At 32.2% G+C, this 22937-nt stretch carries 21 protein-coding genes; 9 read left to right on the top strand and 12 right to left on the bottom strand.

The features are described 5' to 3' along the window. Positions 1-22: 22 nt before the first annotated feature. From ACFWU4_RS06235 to ACFWU4_RS06225, 3 genes are read right to left on the bottom strand one after another with little or no spacing between them, the layout of a single operon-like run. A complete protein-coding gene (locus ACFWU4_RS06235) occupies positions 23-535 on the bottom strand; it encodes a hypothetical protein (protein WP_411125929.1) in 513 nt (170 codons plus the stop codon). A 10-nt stretch (positions 536-545) separates the two neighbouring features. Beyond that, positions 546-1577, bottom strand: coding sequence for an RluA family pseudouridine synthase (locus tag ACFWU4_RS06230; protein ID WP_411125927.1), 1032 nt, complete (start codon positions 1575-1577; stop codon positions 546-548). A 5-nt stretch (positions 1578-1582) separates the two neighbouring features. Further along, on the bottom strand, positions 1583-2134 hold the full coding sequence (locus ACFWU4_RS06225) for a PASTA domain-containing protein (RefSeq protein ID WP_411125925.1): 552 nt from the start codon (positions 2132-2134) through the stop codon (positions 1583-1585). 127 nt (positions 2135-2261) lie between these two features. On the opposite strand from ACFWU4_RS06225, the gene ACFWU4_RS06220 reads away from it, so the two are divergent. From ACFWU4_RS06220 to ACFWU4_RS06210, 3 genes are read left to right on the top strand one after another with little or no spacing between them, the layout of a single operon-like run. Continuing rightward, positions 2262-3239 carry a D-alanine--D-alanine ligase gene (locus tag ACFWU4_RS06220; RefSeq protein ID WP_411125923.1) on the top strand — a complete coding sequence of 326 codons (978 nt, stop codon included), beginning with the start codon at positions 2262-2264 and terminating at the stop codon, positions 3237-3239. A gap of 55 nt (positions 3240-3294) precedes the next feature. Continuing rightward, positions 3295-3756: a pantetheine-phosphate adenylyltransferase gene (coaD, locus tag ACFWU4_RS06215; RefSeq protein ID WP_411125921.1), complete on the top strand. Its 462-nt coding sequence runs from the start codon at positions 3295-3297 to the stop codon at positions 3754-3756. 49 nt (positions 3757-3805) lie between these two features. Next, the gene (locus ACFWU4_RS06210) at positions 3806-5914 is read left to right on the top strand and encodes a glycoside hydrolase family 9 protein (RefSeq protein ID WP_411125919.1); all 2109 of its coding nucleotides are present in this window, start codon (positions 3806-3808) and stop codon (positions 5912-5914) included. Here the strand turns inward: ACFWU4_RS06210 and ACFWU4_RS06205 are convergent. The 6 genes from ACFWU4_RS06205 to alaS form a co-directional block, all read right to left on the bottom strand. Further along, positions 5911-6558 (bottom strand): response regulator, encoded by a 648-nt coding sequence (locus ACFWU4_RS06205; protein WP_411125917.1) that lies wholly within the window; start codon positions 6556-6558, stop codon positions 5911-5913. The two genes, ACFWU4_RS06210 and ACFWU4_RS06205, sit on opposite strands and share 4 nt — an antisense overlap. Positions 6559-6577: 19 nt before the next feature. After that, positions 6578-8509: a tetratricopeptide repeat protein gene (locus tag ACFWU4_RS06200; RefSeq protein ID WP_411125916.1), complete on the bottom strand. Its 1932-nt coding sequence runs from the start codon at positions 8507-8509 to the stop codon at positions 6578-6580. 249 nt (positions 8510-8758) lie between these two features. Next, positions 8759-9805 (bottom strand): hypothetical protein, encoded by a 1047-nt coding sequence (locus ACFWU4_RS06195; RefSeq protein ID WP_411125914.1) that lies wholly within the window; start codon positions 9803-9805, stop codon positions 8759-8761. 121 nt (positions 9806-9926) lie between these two features. After that, on the bottom strand, positions 9927-10877 hold the full coding sequence (locus ACFWU4_RS06190) for a GSCFA domain-containing protein (protein ID WP_411125912.1): 951 nt from the start codon (positions 10875-10877) through the stop codon (positions 9927-9929). A 1-nt stretch (position 10878) separates the two neighbouring features. Further along, a complete protein-coding gene (locus ACFWU4_RS06185; RefSeq protein WP_411125910.1) occupies positions 10879-11280 on the bottom strand; it encodes a hypothetical protein in 402 nt (133 codons plus the stop codon). 4 nt (positions 11281-11284) lie between these two features. Next, on the bottom strand, positions 11285-13900 hold the full coding sequence (gene alaS, locus ACFWU4_RS06180) for an alanine--tRNA ligase (protein WP_411125908.1): 2616 nt from the start codon (positions 13898-13900) through the stop codon (positions 11285-11287). Positions 13901-14023: 123 nt separating this feature from the next. Between alaS and ACFWU4_RS06175 the strand changes: the two genes are divergently transcribed. The 6 genes from ACFWU4_RS06175 to ACFWU4_RS06150 are packed head-to-tail and all read left to right on the top strand — an operon-like array spanning position 14024 to position 17769. After that, the gene (locus ACFWU4_RS06175) at positions 14024-14995 is read left to right on the top strand and encodes a M23 family metallopeptidase (protein ID WP_411125906.1); all 972 of its coding nucleotides are present in this window, start codon (positions 14024-14026) and stop codon (positions 14993-14995) included. Position 14996: 1 nt separating this feature from the next. Then, positions 14997-15326, top strand: coding sequence for a MerR family transcriptional regulator (locus ACFWU4_RS06170; protein WP_411125904.1), 330 nt, complete (start codon positions 14997-14999; stop codon positions 15324-15326). Positions 15327-15338: 12 nt separating this feature from the next. After that, the gene (locus tag ACFWU4_RS06165; protein ID WP_411125902.1) at positions 15339-15926 is read left to right on the top strand and encodes a LemA family protein; all 588 of its coding nucleotides are present in this window, start codon (positions 15339-15341) and stop codon (positions 15924-15926) included. Positions 15927-15935: 9 nt separating this feature from the next. Further along, positions 15936-16373 (top strand): TPM domain-containing protein, encoded by a 438-nt coding sequence (locus ACFWU4_RS06160; protein WP_411125900.1) that lies wholly within the window; start codon positions 15936-15938, stop codon positions 16371-16373. Next, positions 16373-17206 carry a TPM domain-containing protein gene (locus tag ACFWU4_RS06155; RefSeq protein WP_411125898.1) on the top strand — a complete coding sequence of 278 codons (834 nt, stop codon included), beginning with the start codon at positions 16373-16375 and terminating at the stop codon, positions 17204-17206. Before ACFWU4_RS06160 ends, ACFWU4_RS06155 begins: the two co-directional genes overlap by 1 nt. Positions 17207-17259: 53 nt before the next feature. Next, complete coding sequence (locus tag ACFWU4_RS06150) at positions 17260-17769, top strand: TPM domain-containing protein (protein WP_411125896.1); 510 nt, start codon at positions 17260-17262, stop codon at positions 17767-17769. Here ACFWU4_RS06150 and ACFWU4_RS06145 read toward each other — a convergent pair. The 3 genes from ACFWU4_RS06145 to era all read right to left on the bottom strand — a co-directional run bounded on the left by ACFWU4_RS06145 (position 17766) and on the right by era (position 22904). Then, positions 17766-20549 carry an outer membrane beta-barrel protein gene (locus tag ACFWU4_RS06145; protein WP_411125894.1) on the bottom strand — a complete coding sequence of 928 codons (2784 nt, stop codon included), beginning with the start codon at positions 20547-20549 and terminating at the stop codon, positions 17766-17768. The two genes, ACFWU4_RS06150 and ACFWU4_RS06145, sit on opposite strands and share 4 nt — an antisense overlap. A 94-nt stretch (positions 20550-20643) precedes the next feature. Continuing rightward, entirely contained in the window at positions 20644-21948 is a 1305-nt protein-coding gene (der, locus tag ACFWU4_RS06140; RefSeq protein WP_411125892.1) for a ribosome biogenesis GTPase Der, read from the bottom strand. Between the two features lie 71 nt (positions 21949-22019). After that, positions 22020-22904, bottom strand: a complete 885-nt coding sequence (gene era, locus ACFWU4_RS06135; RefSeq protein ID WP_411127236.1) for a GTPase Era — start codon at positions 22902-22904, stop codon at positions 22020-22022. Positions 22905-22937 lie beyond the last annotated feature (33 nt).

Here is a 22937-nt window from a genome sequence, read left to right as displayed (position 1 = left end):
CTATGTTGCGAAAGTGTAATTATTATTGTCTTAACCTATATGTGAAAATTGCAGGTATAGCTATATCCACCTCATTAAGTGAAGCATTAGTATAAACTGAAAAGTCAATAGCATCGAAAGTTAACATATCGCCATCTATTGTACCAGTAACAGAGGTACCATCGAAACTAAAAGTTAGCTCATCTCCTGTAATAGACCAGCTTAGAATCCCTTCTGAAATTGTCGAAAACACGTCGCAAGTACCTACAACTTCTCCAGTATTATCATCAAAATAAAGTGACAAATTTTTTGATACTGACTCTACTGCAATACCGCCTGTATAAAGTGTGTAACTATCAAAATTAAAACAAGAGAGTTCATTTGTTAAATTTCCGGTAAAATCGTTATCGCCATTAAAGTCATAAAGTTCTTCAACAACTATAGACTCTAAATCCCAAATCTCTAGGATATCTCTAAAATCATTATCATCGTCGCTATTACATGTAAATAGTGCTATACATGAAATAAGTACTATTAGTGTGCGTCTTACCTTCATAACATTTTAGTTAACTTGTGTGCTTTGCATAATTTCTCCACTTCTCAATACATTGTTCTATATCCTCCGGAACATCACTGGTAAAGCTTAACCATTTGCCGGTTGTAGGATGTTCAAAACCCAAGGTTTTAGCATGTAGTGCTTGTCGTGGCAAAATTTTAAAACAATTTTCCACAAATTGTTTATACTTAGTAAAAGTAGTACCTTTTAAGATGCGTTCACCACCATATCGCTCATCATTAAATAAGGTATGCCCAATGTGCTTCATATGCACGCGAATTTGATGTGTACGACCAGTTTCAAGTTTACAACTAACTAAAGTCACATAACCCAAACGCTCAAGAACCTTATAATGTGTTATGGCAGGTTTTCCTTTTTCTTCTTCATCATCTAAATATACCGTATTTTGCAATCTGTTTTTTGGGTGACGACCAATATTCCCTTCTATAGTGCCTTCATCATCAATCATATTTCCCCAAACCAAGGCCAAATACTCGCGCTTACTTGTTTTTTTTGCAAACTGATTAGATAAATGGGCCATAGCATTTTCTGTTTTTGCTACAACTAATAAGCCACTTGTATCTTTATCAATTCGGTGCACTAATCCAGGTCTATTACTAGAATTATTTGGTAGGTTTTCAAAATGATAAATTAGTCCATTAATTAAGGTGCCAGAATAATTTCCATGTCCTGGATGAACTACCATACCAGCAGATTTATTTACCACTAATAAATCATCATCTTCATACACGATATCAATAGGAATATCTTCAGCTATTAATAAATTCTCATGAGGAGGATGTTCAAACTTAACAGTTATTACATCGTTTGGTTTTACTTTATAATTTGATTTAACTGGAACATCATTCACAAAAATACTTCCCTCTTTTGCCGCAGCTTGTATTTTATTTCGTGTAGCATTCTCAATAAAATTCATTAAGTATTTATCTATTCTAAGCGGTTGTTGTCCATTTACAACTTTAAATGCATGATGCTCATATAGTTCGTTTTCTTCTTGCTGCGTATCTGGTATGTTAGGCATATCGTTTAGCGTTTACCGTTACCTAAGACTAAATCTATAGTAGACGTTAGTGGTAATTGTGTACCAGGTTTTAGCATTTTTCCGTCGTACTTCATTCCTAAGACAACATCTTTACCTATGTTATCTATATATGTTATGTTACCTAATTTAAATTCTAATGCTTGTAATTGCGGTTTAGCTTGTCTAAAAGTACGTTTCAATATATTTGGCACTTCAACTTTTCGATATCCAGACGGATTTAAAATTAGATAAACTTTTCTATTCTCTTTTACTTGAGATCCTGCCTCTGGGTTTTGCTCTATAACTGAGTACTTTGGGTAATTAGGATTATAATTAGCCGAATCCTGAATCTTCATTGTTAAATCATTATCGTTAAGCTCTATCTCAACAGTTTCTAAAGATTTGCCTTTTAAATCTGGCACAGTAACAAAATCGCCATGGTTAGTGGTAATATTTAACCATTTTAGCATAACAAAACATAAAATAATGACTGCAACAATTGCTAATGCTAATTGTTTAAAAAACACTTTACTGGTAAGAAATTTAACAAAACTCATAAGCTAAATAATAGTGAACAAAATTAAGAAAATATATAACGCGATAAAATTTATATACGTATTGACTTGGTATTTAGTTTATGCAAAATAAATGATACTTTTACATTATACATTTTTTACTAGAGAAATGAAAAAGAATATTGCAATCATAATGGGAGGTTACTCTAGCGAATACAAAATTTCGCTAAAAAGTGGTAATGTAGTTTATAACAATTTAGATAAGGAAAAATATAATGCGTATCGTATACACATTTTTAAAGACAAATGGGTCTTTGTAAATGATATGGAGGAAGAATTTTCTCTAGATAAAAATGATTTTTCAGTTTTGGTAAATGAAACCAAAATTAATTTTGATTGTGTTTTTAATGCTATACATGGTGCACCTGGTGAAGATGGCTATATGCAAGCTTATTTTGAATTATTAGATATACCACAAACAAGTTGTAGCATGTATCAAGCAGCGCTTACATTTAATAAACGAGATTTGTTAGCAACACTAAAACCACATGGTATTAAAACTGCTGAAAGCTATTATCTAAATCTAGGTGATACTATTGATGAAGATACAATAGTAGCCAGAGTGGGCTTACCATGTTTTGTGAAAGCTAATAAAGCCGGTAGTAGTTTCGGAATTTCTAAAGTTTATAAAAAAGAAGATTTAAAAGCAGCCATAGACAATTCTTTTAATGAAGACGATGAAATCATTATTGAACAATATTTGGATGGGGTTGAAGTTTCAGTTGGTGTAATTTCATATAAAGGAGAGACTACAGTTTTACCAATTACTGAAATTGTTTCTGAAAATGATTTCTTTGATTATGCCGCCAAATATGAAGGTAAATCTCAAGAAATTACACCTGCTCGAATCTCTAAAGACTATGAACAAAAAACAAGAAAGTTAGCTAAGCAAATCTATGATATATTAGGTATGAAGGGATTTTCTAGAAGTGAATTTATCTTTAAAAATGATGAACCTTATTTATTAGAAGTGAACACTGTCCCAGGATTAACTAATGAAAGTATCTTACCACAACAAGCTGCAGAAGCTGGTATAAGTATGGAAGCATTGTTTGACAATGCAATAAAAGAAGCGTTGAGAAATTAATAGTTATCTTTGAATTTAATAGTTCCCTATTTATGGAAACGACAAAAAAATGGCTATGAAACGAGCAATTTTCCCTGGATCTTTTGACCCTATAACTCTAGGACACTATGACATTATAAAGCGTAGTGTAAAACTTTTTGATGAAGTTATTGTCGCTATTGGTATTAACGCTGATAAAAAATATATGTTCTCATTAGAAGAACGTCAAAAATTTATTGAAAAGTCTTTTAAAGATGAACCCAGAGTGAAAGTTGTAACCTACAAAGGTCTAACTGTAGATTTTTGCCAAAAAAATAATGTAGAATTTATATTAAGAGGACTGAGAAATCCTGCCGATTTTGAGTTTGAAAAAGCTATTGCACATACTAATAGAGACCTTGCCCCTATTGAGACTGTTTTTCTTTTAACAGCAGCCAGCACCTCTTATATTTCATCTTCAATTGTAAGAGATGTAATCAGAAATAATGGTAATTACACCAAGTTAGTACCTGATAGCGTGAGGGTTAAAAACATCTAAATTTACTTTTTTATCGTACATTTAAGTATATACCTTTACACCTACTTATATGAAAAAGATTTACCTTATCTATTTCCTTTGCCCACTTTTTTGTGTTGCACAACATAGTGATTTTATTCATATAGATCAGTTTGGCTATAAACCATCAAGTACAAAAGTTGCCGTAATAAGTAATCCGCAAATGGGTTTTAATAGCGGTCAAAGCTATAATCCTAGTAGTACTATGGAAGTAAGAAATACTTCTGATAATTCTGTTGTATACTCTGGTGGTATTGTACAATGGGATAATGGAAATATACATTCACAATCGGGAGATACAGGTTGGTGGTTCGATTTTTCTACAGTAACGACACCAGGCAGTTATTACATTTTTGATACCTCAACTAATGAGTCTTCTGCAGTTTTTGAAATCAATGATGCTGTCTATGATGACCTCATAAAAATCACCTCAAAAATGTTTTATTATAATAGAGCTGGCATCGAAAAAGTTGAACCTTATGTTTTAACGCCTTATGCAGATGCAATCTCTTTTGCGCAAGATGAATTTGCGAGAGATGTTTATGACCAAGGTAATACTTCAACTACGAAAGATATGAGAGGTGGCTGGTTTGATGCTGGAGATTATAACAAATATGTCACGTTTACAGAAACTACGGTACATGACTTACTTTGGGCATACCAAGAAAATTCATCAGTATTTGGTGATGATTTTAATATTCCTGAATCTGGTAATGGTATTCCAGACCTAATTGACGAAATTAAATGGGAAACCGATTGGCTGCTCAAAATGATAAATATTGACGGATCCGTTCATATAAAAATGGGGAATAGAAATTTTAATGAAAACACGAGTGCTCCGCCAAGCGTAAATTATGACACTAGGTATTACGGCCCTGTTTGTACCTCTTCGGCTTTAGCTGCAGCTTCTGTTTTAGCTCATGCTGCAAAAGTATTTAGTGAATTCCCTCAATTAGAATCTTATTCGCAAACATTAGAAAACCGAGCTATATTATGTTGGAATTGGGTTTTACCATACCTTAATACAAATACATTACAAGAAAACTGCGATGATGGCTCTATAGTTGCTGGTGATGCCGATAGAGATAGTGCAACACAACGAGAGATGGCCCTTACAGCCGCAATTTATTTATTTGACCTCACAGATGATTTAGCATACAATCAATATATAGTTACTAATAGTAATGATACAGATGTTCTCAATAACGACCAATGGGATAATTATAATATTTTAAGTATTGATGCCTTATTGCATTATACAACATTAACTAATGCCAATAATAATTTGGTTACAACGATTTTAAATTCTGCCGAAACTGCAGCTGCAAATAATTACACCAATTACTTTCAATTTAATACGCTAGATTTATATAGAGGCTATTGTAATGATTGGACGTATCATTGGGGAAGCAGTTCTTCTCGTGCAGGTATGGGTAACTTAAATTTAATATTTAGCAAATATAACATCAATACATCGATTACATCATCATATAATCTAAGAGCAAAAGAGATTCTTCATTATTATCATGGAGTTAATCCGTTAGACATTGTTTACCTCAGCAGTATGAATTCTTATGGAGCAGAAAACAGTCTAAAAGAAATTTACCACACTTGGTTCTATGATGGCACGCAATGGGATAATGCAGATTTAACAACATATGGACCAGCTCCTGGTTTTTTGGCAGGTGGTGCAAATCAGAACTATACTGCTAATACAAATCTAAGTCCACCATACAATCAACCAGCACAGAAAAGCTATTTAGATTTTAATACAGGATTCCCTGATAACTCATGGGAAATTAGTGAACCTGCAATTTATTATCAAGCAGCTTATGTAAGATTATTATCAAATGTGTCGCGATTAAATGAAAATGACACGCTAAGTAATACAGATGTGTCTATGAATGAAATTAATTTCACACTAGTCCCAAATCCATCGAAAGATCTCTTAAGAATCGAATCTATGAGCTCAACTAAGGCTAATGTGAAAATTATGGATTTAAACGGTAAAATTATTATACAACTAAAGCATCATAATCTGAGTAGACCAATATATATTTCAGAATTACAAAGTGGATTATACATTGTGTCTTTAGAAGACAATGGTAACAGGAAGAACCTAAAACTAGTTAAAAATTAAATAATATTATTGCGTTTCGCTTTTTGCACAGCCTCGAGCTTGTTGTGCACTTGTAGTTTACGATATATATTTTCTATATGTTTTCTAATAGTACCTGTAGATAAAATTAAATTATCTGCGATAGCATTATAGCTTAGACCTTTACTTAAATGCTCTAGTACATCTACTTCGCGGTTTGTTAGTTTTATGTCTTCGTTATCCTTCTTACCTTCAACAAAAGGGTTCCGTAATAATTTTAGTGTTTTTAATGCTATCGAAGGATTCATTGCTGCTCCTCCATTTAAAGTTTCTATTATACCAGAGTGCAGGTCGCCAGCATTAATTTCTTTTAGTAAATAGCCATCTGCACCAGCCTTAATAGCATTAAAAATATTTTCATCATTATCAAAAACAGTAAGCATAATAATCTTAATATGAGGATATTTTTGCTTTACTTGGAGTGTTGTATCGATTCCGTTAAGTACTGGCATTTCAATATCCATTAAAATTAAATCTAGATTATGATTATCCTTTAACTTATCTAATAGTTCGGAGCCATTCATAACACTGAATTTCACTTCCAGATCTTTAAAGAAAGACAGTTTTTCCGCTACTGCCTTTATTAAAAAGGTATTATCATCTACAATAGCTATTTTTATATTCATAGTTATAAATTTATACTATTTAAACGGTTAAAATAATATGAGAACCTTTATCTGGCTTTGATTCTATAATAAGATTACCATTAATTTCTAAAGCTCGCTTTTTCATATTTTGAATACCATTACCAAGCGTCACTTCATTTTCATTAAATCCTATACCATTATCGGTTATTTTGAAGCTTAAATTAGATACTAGTTTTGAAACTTCAACGTTAATCGCTGAAGCTTTAGCATACTTAATACTATTGTTAATCGCTTCTTGAATTATTCTATAAATATTCATACCATAAATTGAAGAGAAAGATGTATCTGGTTTAACAGACTTATCGATTTTAAATTGAAACGTAATGTTTTGAGCTGCAATATTAGCTTTATCAATATAATTAGAAATCCTAGACTGCAAGTCTTCAAAAGTTATTTCACTTTTATTCATCGCCCAAATAGTGTCTCTAAGTTCATAAATTGTTCCTGACGTAAACTCGCTAATCGTTTCTAGTTTTGTGTTAAGTTTTTTATCATTTATATCAAAACCATATTTTAAATTATCTAAAGATGAAATAATAAATGTAAGCTGTGCACCTATATTATCGTGTAAATCTCTACTAATTCTAAGGCGCTGTTCTTGTAGTTTATTTTGAGTTTCAATCTTTAATAAGGCATCTTTTAATTCATTTTCTTTTTGTAATTGTCTATTCTTTAATTCTTGCTGTTTGTATATTAAATATCCTATTAAACCTAATACAAAAGCTAAGGCAATTAGTCCATAAATTTGATAATTACGTTGCTGAATTATAAGGTCTTGTTCTGCTAAATCTGCTCTTTGTATTAAAATCTGTTTTTGTTTTTCTGCAGATTGGTATTTCTCAAATACTTCTTGTGTTGCAACCACTTCGTTTTTTTTGGTTATTGAATCTTGTACACGAAGCGCATTTTCAAAATTAAATGCTGCACTTTTATATTGATTTAAATATTTATGAGAAAAGGCCAATCGCTGATATATTTTAGATTGTGAATACATTTCTTCCTTATCAACTAAGTCTAAAGCTACCTCATAATACTTAATAGAATTTTTAAAATCTTTAGCACGAAAATACATAGAACCTAAAGCTGCACTATTAGAACCTTTTAATTTTTTAAACTTAAGTTCTTCATAAATTTTATCTGCCTTTTTAAGATAGTATGCTGCAGAATCAAACTGCTTCATAAGATTATACTCTTGGCCTAAATTATTATATACAATTCCTAGTCCTCGCTTATCTCCAATTTTTAGTTTTGTTTTTAGCGCTTTGTGAGAATAAATAATCATAGAATCAAGCATCTTTAAAGAAGAATACATCTGAGACAAGTTAGAATACGATGCACCAATACCATAAATGTCGTTTGTTTTTTGTCTTAATTTTAGAGCTCTTACATGATAATCCTTCGACTCCTCATAACGCTCTAGTTCTTTGAGTAATAAGCCTATATTATTAAGATTGCTTGCTTGACTTTTTTCATTACCTAACTCTTCAAATATCTTAAGAGAACTTAAGTAATTCTCCATAGCTTCATTGTAATTTTCTGAGTTCCAATAAATCAATCCTTTATTGTTATATACTGAAGCTTTACCATCTAAATCATCAATTTTGTTCGCAATTTTATAAGCCTTATCATAATCTAGTAAGGCACTATCTTTTTTTCCTATTATATCGTAGTAAATTCCATGCCTTAATAAGGCTCTCACCATTAAATAATCATTTTCCTCTTTTTCACTTAGTTCAATAGACGCTTCGGCTAAACGACGTGCAATTTCTGGCTTAGAATAGCAATATTTAAAAAAGTCATTGAGAAGTGTTTTTATTGCTAAAGAATCTGACTCATTACGCTTTATCTCATTAATAAGACTATCTGCTACTTGCAAATTATTCTGTCCAATTAAGCAACCTGAAATGAGAGTAAAAAAAATAAAGGTCATTATTCTCCTATAGGAAAATAAAAAAAGTATCAGATTATTTCCTTTTTTAAAGGAAATTAAACCTGACACTTTTCTAAAAAAATTGATTAATAGCATTTTAAATATATACCTAATTATTAATGAGTTACGCTTTTTTTCGATGTTAAGATAGTTTTAAATGATTAACCGCAAATTATGAAACCTCCAAGCCTAATCACAAGATCTATATTAGTACCACCAAAAATCTAAGTTCTTAAATATAGTAGTTCTTTAATAATTACTCAAAAATGCTTTAGTATGATGCTTTAACAGTTTACTTCCTGCGTTATAAAGACCATCACAAAACGCCTTAGATTCTACATCTATCCACTTTGTTAGACTACTATAGCTTGGTCCTGCAATTACAATAGGCTTAAAAGATGTAGCTGTTTCAGAAGTCTGCTTTGAGTAAGCTACAACTTTTTCCTTCTTTATAACACCATTAATCTCAAGATCTTTTTTCAAAGTACCTGTGTATTGTGTTTGAGCACCTAGCCCTACTTTACCTTTTGTAAAAGTTACGCTACTTTTAATATAGTCTACTGTTTGCGCTCCCTTAAGTCTTAAACCCTTTGTCTTTGGTGCAACTACAGCATAATCACCAATGAGTCTATAATTTGTAAACATTTTTACTTTAGCTCCTCCTGCATTTTTAAAAAAATCATTCCCAGCTTCAGAATACATAAAATATAAATCTACATTGGCTACAACAGCATCATTTAACTCTTTGGATAGTTTTTGGGGTACAAAATTTCCTCCCATAAATCCTTTCTTCTTCTTTCCTTTTTTAGTTTCTTTCTTGTAATAAAAACTATAACCTTCTGGTACGGCAGTCATAACTCCAGGCAAACCCGATTGATTAACGTAAGGTCCTTCTGCTTTCAACCATCCTTCATATGTTTTTGTTTTGCCAGCCTCCTCTTGAGTAATAATTTGAAAACCTTGAGCTTTTAATTCATTTATAAACTCGTTGTATAACTGATTTGTCTTTGATTGAATATCGGCTTCCATTAAACCATTTATACCAATTGCGGCTTTTGCAGTAGCTTCACCTTTCGCATTTCTTCTAAATCCACCAGCAGCTTTATAAGACACTGCTTCTTTATACGTCTCAAAATTGACATTAAAACTAGCAATATATATTTTCTTCGGTCCTTTTTTAAGTTTACCTAAACCATATTTTTGTTGTCCAGGTTTAAAGTCAGCTATGTCTTGGGCATTAATGCTACCGATACATAAAAAGACTATAGTTACAAGTATTGCTTCTACTTTTTTCATAATTCAACAATATATTTTAAAGTTAATAACACTGCAAAATTGAATAATAAGTAGATAAAAAAACATACGATGAATTGCGTATATTTTCACAACTAACTAAATATTAAGTGTTTAAATAATTTCAAAAGGAAATATTCGAATACTTTTTACAAAAATCTTCTATTTCTAGCTGAAGCTTAGCGAGAAATTTTTGATGTACTTCGGAAGATGGGTTAAAAGGACGATGTAATTTTTTAGCCTGTATTGCAGATACTTTTTCAGAAATGTCTATCGCCTCTCTTACTAACCAGACGGTTTTAAACTTATCCCAAATATAATCTATGGCAACTTCGCTAGGATGAATCATATCTTTACCATAGAAACGGTAATCTCTTAATTCGTCTAACATAATTTCATATGCAGGGAAATAGTAGACCTGTTGCCTTGGCTCAATAATATGATGGACTGCAGAAATCAAGTGCGATTTGCTGCGCATATTCTCTATAATGCCATCTTTTGTGTGTCTCACAGGAGATACCGTAAATATAAAATTCACTTTAGGGTTAATACGCTTTACTAACGCTATGATTACTTCTAAACACCCTGTAATTTCTTCTACAGGCAACAACTCTTTTAAAAATTGTTTCTGAGGTAATTTATGGCAATTTGCGATAACTTTATCAGATGAAATGTGCCTATAAACCCAACTTGTACCTAATGTAATGACAATATGTGTTGACGACTTAAGCGCATTTAAAGTAGCGTCTATCTGAGAATTTAAAGTGTTTAATAATTGAGTTTTAGACGCGTTATTTAATTTTGAATGTACCTCTAAACTAAACCATTGTTCATTTTCAAAGTATAAGTCACTATCTGAATAGTAATCACTATTAATTGCTCTCTTAATTAGATGCTCTATCGCTAAAGGATGGAATAAAATACCGAAAGGATTAATGGACGCTTGAAATTTATGATATTCAAATTTATTACCAATATTTTCTGAAAAGCACGAACCTAAAAGGAACAATTTTGAATCATAATCTATTTGATTATGAGGTTCTTCTCTCAGCTTTATAATAGTTTGCAACTTCAAGTCAATTGTTTTTTACATTACGTTTCTCTCGCCTTTTAATTCTTAAATACTTCTTATGTAGTGTATTTAAAAAAGAAACTGTTCTTTCTGTAATATAAGAAGATTCTATACCACACTCTTCACTATTAAAAATAAAAATAACAGCTTTAAAATTGTTATCAATTTTGCCGTTAACTATGACATTATATTTTAGGTCTAATAGTTTTTCTTGTATCGCTATAATTTCTTCAGTTTTAAGATTATGTAGTATTTTTGTAAGATTAACTCCATTATGCTTAGGGCTAAATTTCACAAAACTATCACCTTTTTTTAATTGACTTGGATTTGGAAAAACTATATCCTGTGCAAACAGTTTCGTTATGCTGATGAAACATATAAAAGCGATACTAATTGTTCTTAGCATAATTTTAATCTATATAGTTCTTAGCCAACTTTAAAGCCTCTTCAATACCTTCCGGTTTTTTTCCTCCAGCTGTTGCGAAGAACGCTTGTCCACCACCACCACCTTGGATATGTTTACCAAGCTCTCTCACAATTGAGCCTGCATTTAAATCTTTGCTAGCTACCAATTCTTTTGATATATAACAAGATAAGATGGCTTTTCCTTTATTTTCTGCACCAAATAATAAAAAGAGATTATTAAATTGACTACCCAATTCAAAACAAACATCTTTTATTCCACCTGCATCTAAATCTAACTTTTTAGCCAAAAACTGAACACCATTAATTTCAGTTAATTCATTTTTAAGTTCACCTTTAATGTTCTTTGCTTTATCTTTTAGTAGGTTTTCAATTTGTTTTTTTAGATCTATATTTTCAGATTGTAAATTTTGTAAAGCCTTAACTGGTTCTTTTGCATTATTAAGTAAATCTCGCATTTCAAAATAAGCCCGATTATTTTCAAAATAAAAATCCTTTACAGCATCATTCGTTATAGCCTCTATACGACGTATACCAGATGCTACTGCACCTTCTGCTGTAATTTTAAAATGCCAAATATCTGATGTATTATTAACATGAGTTCCTCCACATAGTTCTATAGACTGACCAAAACGAATCGTGCGTACTTCGTCACCATATTTTTCACCAAATAAAGACATAGCTCCATCTGCTATAGCTTGTTCTTTTGGCACACTTCTATTTTCTTGTAATGGTAATTTACCTTCTATACGTGCATTTACAAAATTCTCAACATCTCTTAATTCTTCAGTTGTTAGTTTAGAAAAGTGAGAAAAATCAAATCGTAATTGTTTTGAATGTACCGCAGAACCTTTTTGTTCAACATGATCACCTAATACCTCTCTCAGTGCCTGATGCAATAAATGTGTTGCAGTATGATTACATTCGGTTCTATAACGTTGTTTAGAATCTACGACAGCTTTTAAAACCTCATCATTATGTTTAGGTAAATTCTTAGCAAAATGTATAATAAGGTTATTTTCTTTTTTAGTATCCAATATATAAACGACGTCACCATGAGCATCCTCTAAATATCCCTTGTCACCTACTTGCCCACCACCTTCAGCATAAAAAGGTGTAATATTAAACACCAACTGGTACATTTCACCATCCTTCTTAGAGGTTACTTTTCTATAACGAGTTATTTTAACGTGTGCTTCTAAGGTATCATAACCAATAAATTCCTCAACCTCGTCAAGATGTAAAATTGTCCAGTCATCAGATTTTAATTCCGAAGCTTTTCGTCCACGATCTTGTTGTTCTTTAAGTGAGTTCTCAAATTCCTCAGCATTATAAGTAAATCCTTTCTCTCTTAAAATAAGATCAGTCAAATCTTCTGGAAAACCGTATGTATCTTTTAGTTCAAATACTTTTGATCCATTTATTTCTTTGGTTTTCGCATGCTTAATTATACCGTCTAAAATAATTAAACCTTGATCTAGAGTTCTTAAAAAAGAACTTTCTTCTTCTTTAATAACATTTTCAATCAACTGTTTTTGAGCCTTTAACTCAGGGAAAGCCTCTCCCATCTTTTTAGCCAAAGTATCCACTAATCTGTATATAAATGGTTCTTTTTTATCTAAAAAGGTAAATCCATAACGTACTGCACGTCTTAAAATTCTACGAATCACATAACCTGCACCAGTATTACTTGGCAACTGTCCATCTGCGATAGAAAAAGCTACAGCTCGAACATGATCAGAAATTACTCTAATAGCAATATCTACTTTTTCATCTTTACCATAATCTTTACTGGTAATAGCTTCTATCTCTCTAATTATTGGTGTAAAAACATCGGTATCGTAATTAGACTGCACACCTTGTAAAACCATACAAAGACGCTCAAAGCCCATACCAGTATCAATATGCTTATTAGGTAAAGCTTCTAAAGATTTATTGGCTTTACGGTTGTATTGCATAAAAACAAGGTTCCAAATTTCTACAACCTCAGGATGATCCATATTTACCAAAGTCTTTCCGTCTACTTTGGCTTTTTCTTCTGCTGAGCGAATATCTACATGAATTTCACTGCATGGCCCACAAGGACCTTGATCACCCATTTCCCAGAAATTATCTTTCTTATTCCCTTTAAGGATACGATCTTCTGAAATGTAGTTTTTCCAGATATCATAAGCTTCGGTATCCATTTTTAAATTATCAACATCATCACTTCCTTCGAAAACTGTAACATATAAAATATCTTTATCTATGCCATAAACTTCGGTCAATAACTCCCATGCCCAAGCAATAGCTTCTTTTTTAAAGTAATCACCAAAAGACCAATTCCCAAGCATTTCAAAAAGTGTATGATGGTACGTATCATAACCTACTTCTTCGAGGTCGTTATGTTTACCTGAAACTCTGAGGCATTTTTGGCTATCAGCAATCCTATTTTTTTTAGGCTCTGCATTCCCTAAAAAATTCTCTTTAAATGGAGCCATACCCGAATTAACGAACATTAATGTTGGGTCGTCTTTCAAAACCATAGGAGCTGATGGTACAATAAGATGCTCTTTCTCTTTGAAGAAATTTAAAAACTTAGCACGAACTTCTTTAGACTTCATAAACAGTTATCATATTTTTAATTACCACAATTACAAAACAATTTTTATCTTTGGTCGTTAGGCTAATGATAACAACGGTTCTATAATCGGCTTATTAGCTGCAAAAATAGCATAAATTCAAACATGGCTAAGGTAAAATATTATTATGATGCAGACACGCTTTCTTACCGTAAGATTGTGCGCAAAAAAAGAACAACTTTTAAATACGCTACCGTATTTATAGTAGCGGCTGCATTATTTGGATTTTTATCCTTCTTTATAACAAGTCAGTATTTAGAATCTCCAAAAGAACGCCAACTATCGCGAGAACTACAAAATATGGAGCTGCAATATGAACTTCTAAATAAGCGTATGGATGATGCAATTGCGGCTTTAGAAAACGTGGAAGAGCGTGATAATGCTATTTACAGATTGTATTTTGAAGCCAACCCAATACCAGAAGAACAAAGACGCGCAGGCTTTGGTGGTGTTAATCGCTATAAAAAATTTGAAGGTTTTGATAATTCTCAATTAATATCAGAAACCAATAAAAGACTAGATATACTAGAAAAAGGAATTGTAGTACAGTCTATGTCATTAGACGAAATTGCAAAATTAGCTGAGGATAAGGAAAAGTTTTTAGAGGCTATTCCTGCAATTCAACCAGTGAGCAATCAAGATTTAACACGTATGGCATCTGGTTATGGTTATAGAACCGATCCCTTTACAAAAATTAGAAAATTCCATTTTGGCATGGACTTTACCGCACCACGTGGCACACCTATTTATGCCACTGGAGATGGAATTGTAAGACGTGCAGATAATAGCTCTACTGGCTATGGTAATCATATTCGGATAGACCATGGTTATGGGTATACATCGTTGTATGCTCACCTTTACAAATATAATATTCGTGTTAACCAACGTGTTAAACGAGGTGACTTGATTGGATTTGTTGGTAGTACTGGAAGATCGGAAGCACCACATTTACATTATGAAGTTTTTAAAGATGGTGAACGGATCAATCCTATTAATTTCTATTACGGCAATTTATCGCCAGAAGAGTTTAATGTATTATTAAGAAAAGCGTCATTAGAAAATCAATCTTTAGATTAATATGCATTTAGATTTACCAGAAAAACGTTATTACGGTATTGGAGAAGTCGCCAAAGCTTTCAATGTAAATACTTCTTTGATACGCTTTTGGGAAAAAGAATTTGATGTTATTAAACCTAAAAAGAACGCAAAGGGTAATAGAAAATTTACACCAGAGGATATTAAAAATTTAAAGTTTATCTACCACCTTGTCAAAGAAAGAGGTTTTACACTCGAAGGAGCAAAAACACATCTTAAAGAAGAAAAAAAACAAGCTTTAGAAAAATTTGAAATTATTGAAAAGCTAGAAAGCATTAAGGCACAGCTGATAAAAATAAAAACCCAACTATAAAACTAATTAATCATGAAAAAATGGATTCTACCACTAATAATCATTGCACTCCTAATATTTTGGGGCGTCGGTGTTAATAATAAAGCAGTGACATTAGATGAAAATGTTAGTGAATCATGGTCTAATGTTGAGAGTAGTTACCAAAGACGTAATGATTTAATAGGTAATTTGGTAAAAACAGTCCAAGGAGCTGCAGATTTTGAAAAAAACACACTAACAGCAGTGATAGAAGCTAGAGCAAAAGCTACCTCAATTAATATAGATCCAACAAATATTACACCTGAAAAGTTAGCTCAGTTTAATAAAGTACAAGGTGGTCTTTCTGGTGCCTTAAAAAGTCTTCTTGTTACGGTTGAACGTTACCCTGATTTAAAAGCCAATCAAAATTTCATTGAACTACAAAGTCAACTAGAAGGGACTGAAAACAGAATAGATGTTGCTAGGACTCGCTTTAATGAAGCGGTCAAGCCTTATAATACATATGTACGTGCTTTTCCAAGAAGTTTTATCGCAAAAATCGCTGGTTTTGATAAAAAAGCATATTTTGAATCTGAAGATGGTGCCGAAAATGCACCAGATGTAGAATTTGATTTTAACTAAAATCTAATCATGCCATATATAGAAGATTTTCTTACCGCGAAACAAGAAGAGGAAATCGTTGAAGCTATCCGTTTAGCAGAATCTGAAACTTCTGGTGAGATTCGTGTTCATATTGAGCAACACTGCGATATTGATGCATACGAACGTGCATTAGAAGTATTTCATATACTCAAAATGGATAACACTAAATATCAAAATGGTGTATTATTATATGTTGCTGTAGATAATAAAGCGTTTGTGATTTTTGGTGATAAAGGAATCAACGATAGTGTAGATAACAATTTTTGGAATTCTACTCGAGATAAAATTGCAATACAATTTAAAACCTTAAATTTTGAGCAAGGTTTAATTGATGGTATTAAAGAAGCAGGCAAAGTATTATCCCACCATTTCCCTTGGGAACATGGAGATCGTAATGAACTAGACAATACAATCTCTAAGAGCTAATGGAAAAATTGAAATCTATAGTTTCAAAATTAGTTTTTTTACTATGTATATCCTTTACATATGTAACGAATGCGCAATATCAAATTCCAGAAAAACCAAAAAATAACAAACAACACTTTGTTTATGATTATGCCAACTTATTATCTAAAATTGATAGCACCAATCTAAATATTAAACTTAGAAAATACTCAGACACCACCTCTACTCAAATTGTTATTGCCATCATAAAATCTACTGAAGGAGAGTTTATTAATTATTTGGGTGCGCAATGGGGAGAAAAATGGGGAATTGGACAAGCAAAAGAGGATAATGGTATTCTAATACTTTTAGCAAAGGATGACCGAAAAATAGCCATTAATACAGGTATAGGAGTAGAACATTTATTAACCGATGCGGTAAGTAAACGTATTATCGATAGAGACATTATTCCCTATTTTAAACGAAATGATTACTATGGTGGTCTTAATAGAGCTTCCGATGCCATTTTTGAAGTTATGAATGGAGAGTACCAAGGTAGTCGACAAGGCAACACAAGTGATTTTCCTGTTGAAATTTTCTTCTTTTTATTTATAGTCTTCATCATTTTTATTATCGCGATTTCTAAAAACCGCAGAGATGGTGGCAGTGGCGGAAATAGAGGTAAACGCAACGATGCTGGCAGAAGTATCTTAGAAGCAATTATACTCAGTAATATGGGACGCGGAAGTTACTCTAGAGGTTCCTCATCCGGAGGTTTTGGTGGCGGATTTGGCAGCAGTTCTTCTGGTGGTGGATTCGGCGGAGGCTTTGGAGGAGGTAGTTTTGGAGGTGGTGGCGCTTCTGGTGGTTGGTAAATTTAATATTTAACTTCAGAATGCGACATTCAATTATAATACATAAATTTAATATGAGAATTCATTTTCCACTTTTAGTTGTAATATGCGTTATATGCTTTCTGAATTGTAAAGACAAACCTCCTGAAACAGTAGCAATTCCGACTTACATTCCAAAAAATAGTGCACAAAGCGTAGTATACGATGCATCAAAAATATTCACTATTGAAGAAAAGAAGGCATTAACAAACAAAATAATGGCTTACGAGAAGGAAACGACTAACGAAATAGGAGTGCTTACCATTGATTCTGCACCTTTTGATATGCATATTTTAGACTTTGGAACAGAAGTGTCTAATGCTTGGGGAATAGGGAAGAAAGACAAAAACAATGGCCTATTAATTACGTTTGCCAAAAAAGATAAGAGTATTGCAATTGCTGTTGGCTTAGGAACTGAAGCTATAATTTCTGATGCTAATTGTAAAATTATAATTGACAGTGTAATGATCCCTAAATTTAAAGAAAATCGGTTTTATGAGGGTATTGATAGAGCTATTGATTCTTTGATTGTACTTTGGGATTAGTTCATAATGAAGACTCCACCATTATCCGCTTCTCCTTTACTACCTAAACTATTAAATTTAAAACTAAAACTTAGCATAAAATACTGTTGTAAAACAGTGCTCTGAGAATCTTCAATATAATCTTGAGTAGCTATCCTTCGTGCATTAGTATTTTGATTAAGCAAGTCATAAACCTTTAATGTAATAAGTCCCTTATCTTTTAAAATGGAATATGCGAGAGTAGAATTCCAGAACCATGCACTCTTTTGAAAGCCATCCGCAACGTTGGGATTATAGTTAAAACTAATATCATTTCTCCATTCTAGGTCTTTAGGTAGAAATGTTGCTGTGCGCAAGCCAGCTGAATGCGTCGTAAATTGTCTATCTTCAAAAGCATCAATATCAAAAGCATTATTAGTAAAATTAAGTCGGTAATAAGGCTTAAACTCTAGTACTTTACTCCATAAATATTCGATAGCTAAGCTTGGAGAATATGTTGTAACCTCGCTAGAATATTTAACGTCGTTATTAAAATTAATTCTGTTGTTAAAATTATATCTTGCGCCAACTCTTACCTTAATTGTTCGTAGCGTATCTACTTTAAAATCTTTACTATAATTACCAGATATACCATAAGAATAGCTACCATTAACATTGTCATAAGTTGTAGTTCTTTTTAAAGTCTCTGGGTCTACTACAGTTTTTGCAATCACTTGATTATTATTTATTGCTGCATTAAAATTACCATAAAAACCAGTACGCTTCTGCCAGTCGAACCCACTGTAACCACCATAGAAACTATGTCTATTTGATGGTTCTAAATTAGGGTTACCAATTACAACATTTAACGGATTAGAAACATCTTCAAAAGCTTGTAACTGACGTATACCAGGAGGATTATTTGATAACCTATAACCCATATATACAGAAGCCTTTGGGCTAAATCTATAATTAAAATTATAACGCCCTTCTAAGTTTTTAAATGTACGCTCAATATTAAATTGTGGTCTCAATAAATCTTTATTATTTAAAGTTCTAATATTATAACCTACATTTAATCGTGTAGACCATTTTTCACCTCTATAAGTTATTCCTAATTCAGGAATACTTCTTACGTCACCGTATTCAAAATCTGTACTTAATACTGTATTAAAATCTGTAAAATCTTGTGTGCTATCGCTAAAATCGAATGTACTCTGTCTATTTTTATCTTTATCTATAGCATATTCATATTCAAAATTCAAAAAGAATTTTTTAGAAATAATAGGATAGCGGTATTGTAATTTTGTTGAAACACCGTAACTATCATTCTCTCCGTCTGTAAATTGATTTCTTATTATTGATTCTGGGTTATCTCCAAAGATTTCGGTATCAGAATTTATAAAGTCATCACTTTCTTGCTGACTGACGCTATTATTAATTTGAAATCTAATAAAAGCACCTCTACTACCAAAGCGCTTTGTTGCTGTTAGTTCATTATTAAATTGTCTAGCATAACTTTCAACACTAGAGTTAACATCAGATTGATTTGTAAGTACCATATCTTCATCAAAAGTCTCATCTTGACTATTGAATAACGTTGTATTTCGAGAATAACTAAAAGAAGGTTCTATATTAATTTGAAAGGTTGAATCTGTTTCTATTTCAAATTCTAAATTAAAACTATGACTATCTGTATCGTTTTCAGTCTGTGATTCTGAATTACTAAAAAATCTCGAATCCGCTAAAATAGTTTCCCTCTGCGAAGATGATTCATTCTCTGAGCTACTTGATGCATAAAAATAGTCACTGGCAATTTCGGTATTCTCCCCAATTTGATCGGCGTAGTTAAATCCAGCATTTTGCGAAGTAGTTATTCCTTGACCACCACCAAAAGAACGACCTCCTAAGGAAAACGATCCATTACTATTAAAACTTATACCGCCTCCTGTGCCGAACATTTTAGAAATTTCGCCAAAACTAAAACCAGGTGTATTAGTGTTGTTACCTCCAACTAAAAAACTTATGCGTCGATCGTTATCAAATAAATTAAGCATACCTGCCAACTCATAACGCTTATCTGTACCACCACCTGCTGCTACTCTACCAAAAATACCCTTATTATTCTCCTCCTTTATGGTAAGATTTATGGTTTTACTTTCTTTATCCCCTTCTTCACCTGTAAACGCTTCTGCCTTAGTTTTTGTATCAACTACCTGAATTTTTTCAATAATATCTTTGGTTAAATTCTTAGTTGTTATAGTAGGATCATTACCAAAAAAGGGCTTTCCATTTACCAAAATTTTGTTGACGCTTTTACCATTAACGGTAATATTACCTTCATCATCAACTTCAACTCCAGGCAATTTCTTAAGTAAATCCTCGACAGTTGCATCCTTTTTGGTCTTAAACGACTTTACGTTAAATTCTAAAGTATCTTTTTTAATAGTTATGGGCGCAGTGGACTTTACGAGAACCTCACCAAGCATATTATCATCTACCTTTAGATTTAAAATATTAAGATTAATTATCTCTTTATCGATCTTTACTCTTTTATAAAACGTTCTGTAACCAACAAAAGATACATAGAGATTAAGGCTTTCATCGTAAGTTGTACCTTTTAAATTAAATTTACCCTCTTTATCAGAGATAGTATAAGACACGACACTACTGTCTTTAACACGTTCTAAATAAATAGTTGCAGATTCTAAAGGACTTTGATCATCCTCTGCTTTAATCTCACCTGTAATTTCAAATGATTTTTCTTGTGAAAATAAAAAGGCACTAAAGAGTAATGTAAAAACTAAGACTAGTTTTTTCATATTGATTTGATTGATGATTATTGTAAATAGCTGATTTCTAAACGCAAGAAAGCAAAAATTCGTATGAATTTTCTTAAAAGAAATATAAAATAAATTATTTTTTTCTCATGTATACGCTTACCGGAACACCATTAAAATCGAAATGTTCCCTTAGTTTATTTTCTAAAAATCGCTTATACGGATCTTTAACATACTGTGGTAAATTACAGAAAAAGGCAAACTGCGGCTGCGGTGTAGGCAATTGCATTATATACTTTATTTTAACAAATTTACCTTTATATGCAGGTGGTGGTTGGTGATCTATAATAGGTAAGAACGTATCATTAAGAACACTTGTTTTAATTCGTTTGGTTCTATTTTTGTATACTTCTACAGCTGTTTCAATTGCTTTAAAAATACGTTGCTTATTTAATACAGAAATGAATACAATTGGGACATCTGTAAATGGAGCAATCTCTTCTTTTATGTGTTGTTCAAAAGCTTTTGCTGTTTTAGTATCCTTTTCAACCAAATCCCATTTGTTAACTAAAATCACAATACCTTTTCTATTACGTTCTGCTAGCCAAAATATATTTTGAACCTGACCATCAAAACCTCTAGTTGCATCTAAAACAATTAAACATACATCACTATGCTCGATGGCTCTAACACTTCGCATTACCGAATAGAATTCTAAGTCTTCTTTTACTTTAGATTTTCGTCTAATACCTGCTGTATCAACTAAATTAAATTCAAAACCAAAGCGGTTATATTTAGTATCAATAGAATCTCTTGTTGTGCCAGCTATATCAGTTACAATGTACCGATCTTCGCCTATTAATGCATTAATGAACGACGATTTGCCAGCATTAGGTCTTCCTACCACAGCAAAACGTGGTAATTCATCTTCTTCAACCTCTTCTTTTTCTGGTAAAGCCTCCACAAGAGCATCTAGTAAGTCTCCTGTGCCACTGCCGTTTATACTAGCAATTGTAAAATACTCGCCTAAACCTAAGGCATAAAACTCTACAGCATCTTCAGCGCGTTTATTATTATCGACCTTATTAACAACTAGAAAAACTGGTTTTTTAACCTTACGAAGCAAATTTGCAACATCCTGATCCATACCAGTAACACCAGTCTCTACATCTACCATAAAGATGATAGCATCAGCCTCCTCTATTGCTAATTCTACCTGTTTATCTATCTCAGCTTCAAAAATATCATCACTACCAACGACATAACCACCTGTATCTATTAAAGAAAACTCTTTTCCATTCCAATCAGATTTACCATAATGGCGGTCTCTAGTAACTCCACTGACGGCATCAACAATTGCTTCACGTCTTTTAATTAGACGATTAAAAAATGTTGATTTTCCTACATTTGGTCTTCCTACAACAGCAACAATATTTCCCATTTTGGTTAAAAATTTAAGCCTTCAAAGGTACTATTAATATGATATTTAACTAATTATTGAGTCTTTATAATTTACTTTTGATTATACCCAAATCGCCTTAACTGTCTTTGGTTACTTCGCCAGTTTTTATTGACCTTTACATATAACTCTAGGTGCACTTGTTTTCCGAAGAATTTTTCTAAATCCTTTCGTGCTTCTATACCTACTCTTTTTAAAGCAGAACCTTTATGCCCTATTATAATTCCTTTCTGAGTTTCGCGCTCAACCATTATAACTGATCGCATTCTGATTATTGAATCTTCTTCAAAAAATTCTTCTGTATCAACCTCAACGGCATACGGAATTTCCTTCTTATAATGCATTAAGATTTTTTCTCTAATTGCCTCGTTTACAAAAAAGCGTTCTGGCTTATCCGTCAACTGATCCTTTGGATAAAATGCTGGAGATTGAGGTAATAATTCTATTATACGACTAAAAACATTTTGAACATTAAAACCTTCGGTAGCAGAAATTGGAAAAAACTCAGCATTAGGAACTTTACTTTGCCATAATTCTGATTGCTCTTCTAATTGTTCTTGATTTGACTTATCAATCTTATTTAAAAGTAATAAAACTGGGATTTTAGAATTTGTGATTTTTTTAAAAAATGCTTCATCCTTTAGTTCCTTTTCTCCAATCTCAACCATATAAATCAGCACATCTGCATCCTCAAAAGCTGACTTTACAAAATCCATCATTGAAGCCTGCAATTCGTAGGCTGGTTTTATTATACCAGGCGTGTCACTCAGAATCACTTGAAAATCTTCACCATTAACTATACCAAGGATACGATGTCTTGTAGTCTGAGCTTTAGATGTAATAATGGATAGCTTTTCTCCTATAAAAGCGTTCATTAATGTGGACTTTCCAACATTGGGATTTCCAATAATATTTACAAAACCTGCTTTATGCATAATAATTTAAAATAAAAAAGTCCTACCATAAGGGTA

Source organism: Winogradskyella sp. PE311, from assembly GCF_046545555.1.
Classification (GTDB): Bacteria; Bacteroidota; Bacteroidia; order Flavobacteriales; family Flavobacteriaceae; genus Winogradskyella.
The sequence above is the reverse complement of the archived record's forward strand: the minus strand, read 5'-3'. Positions and strand labels throughout refer to the sequence as shown.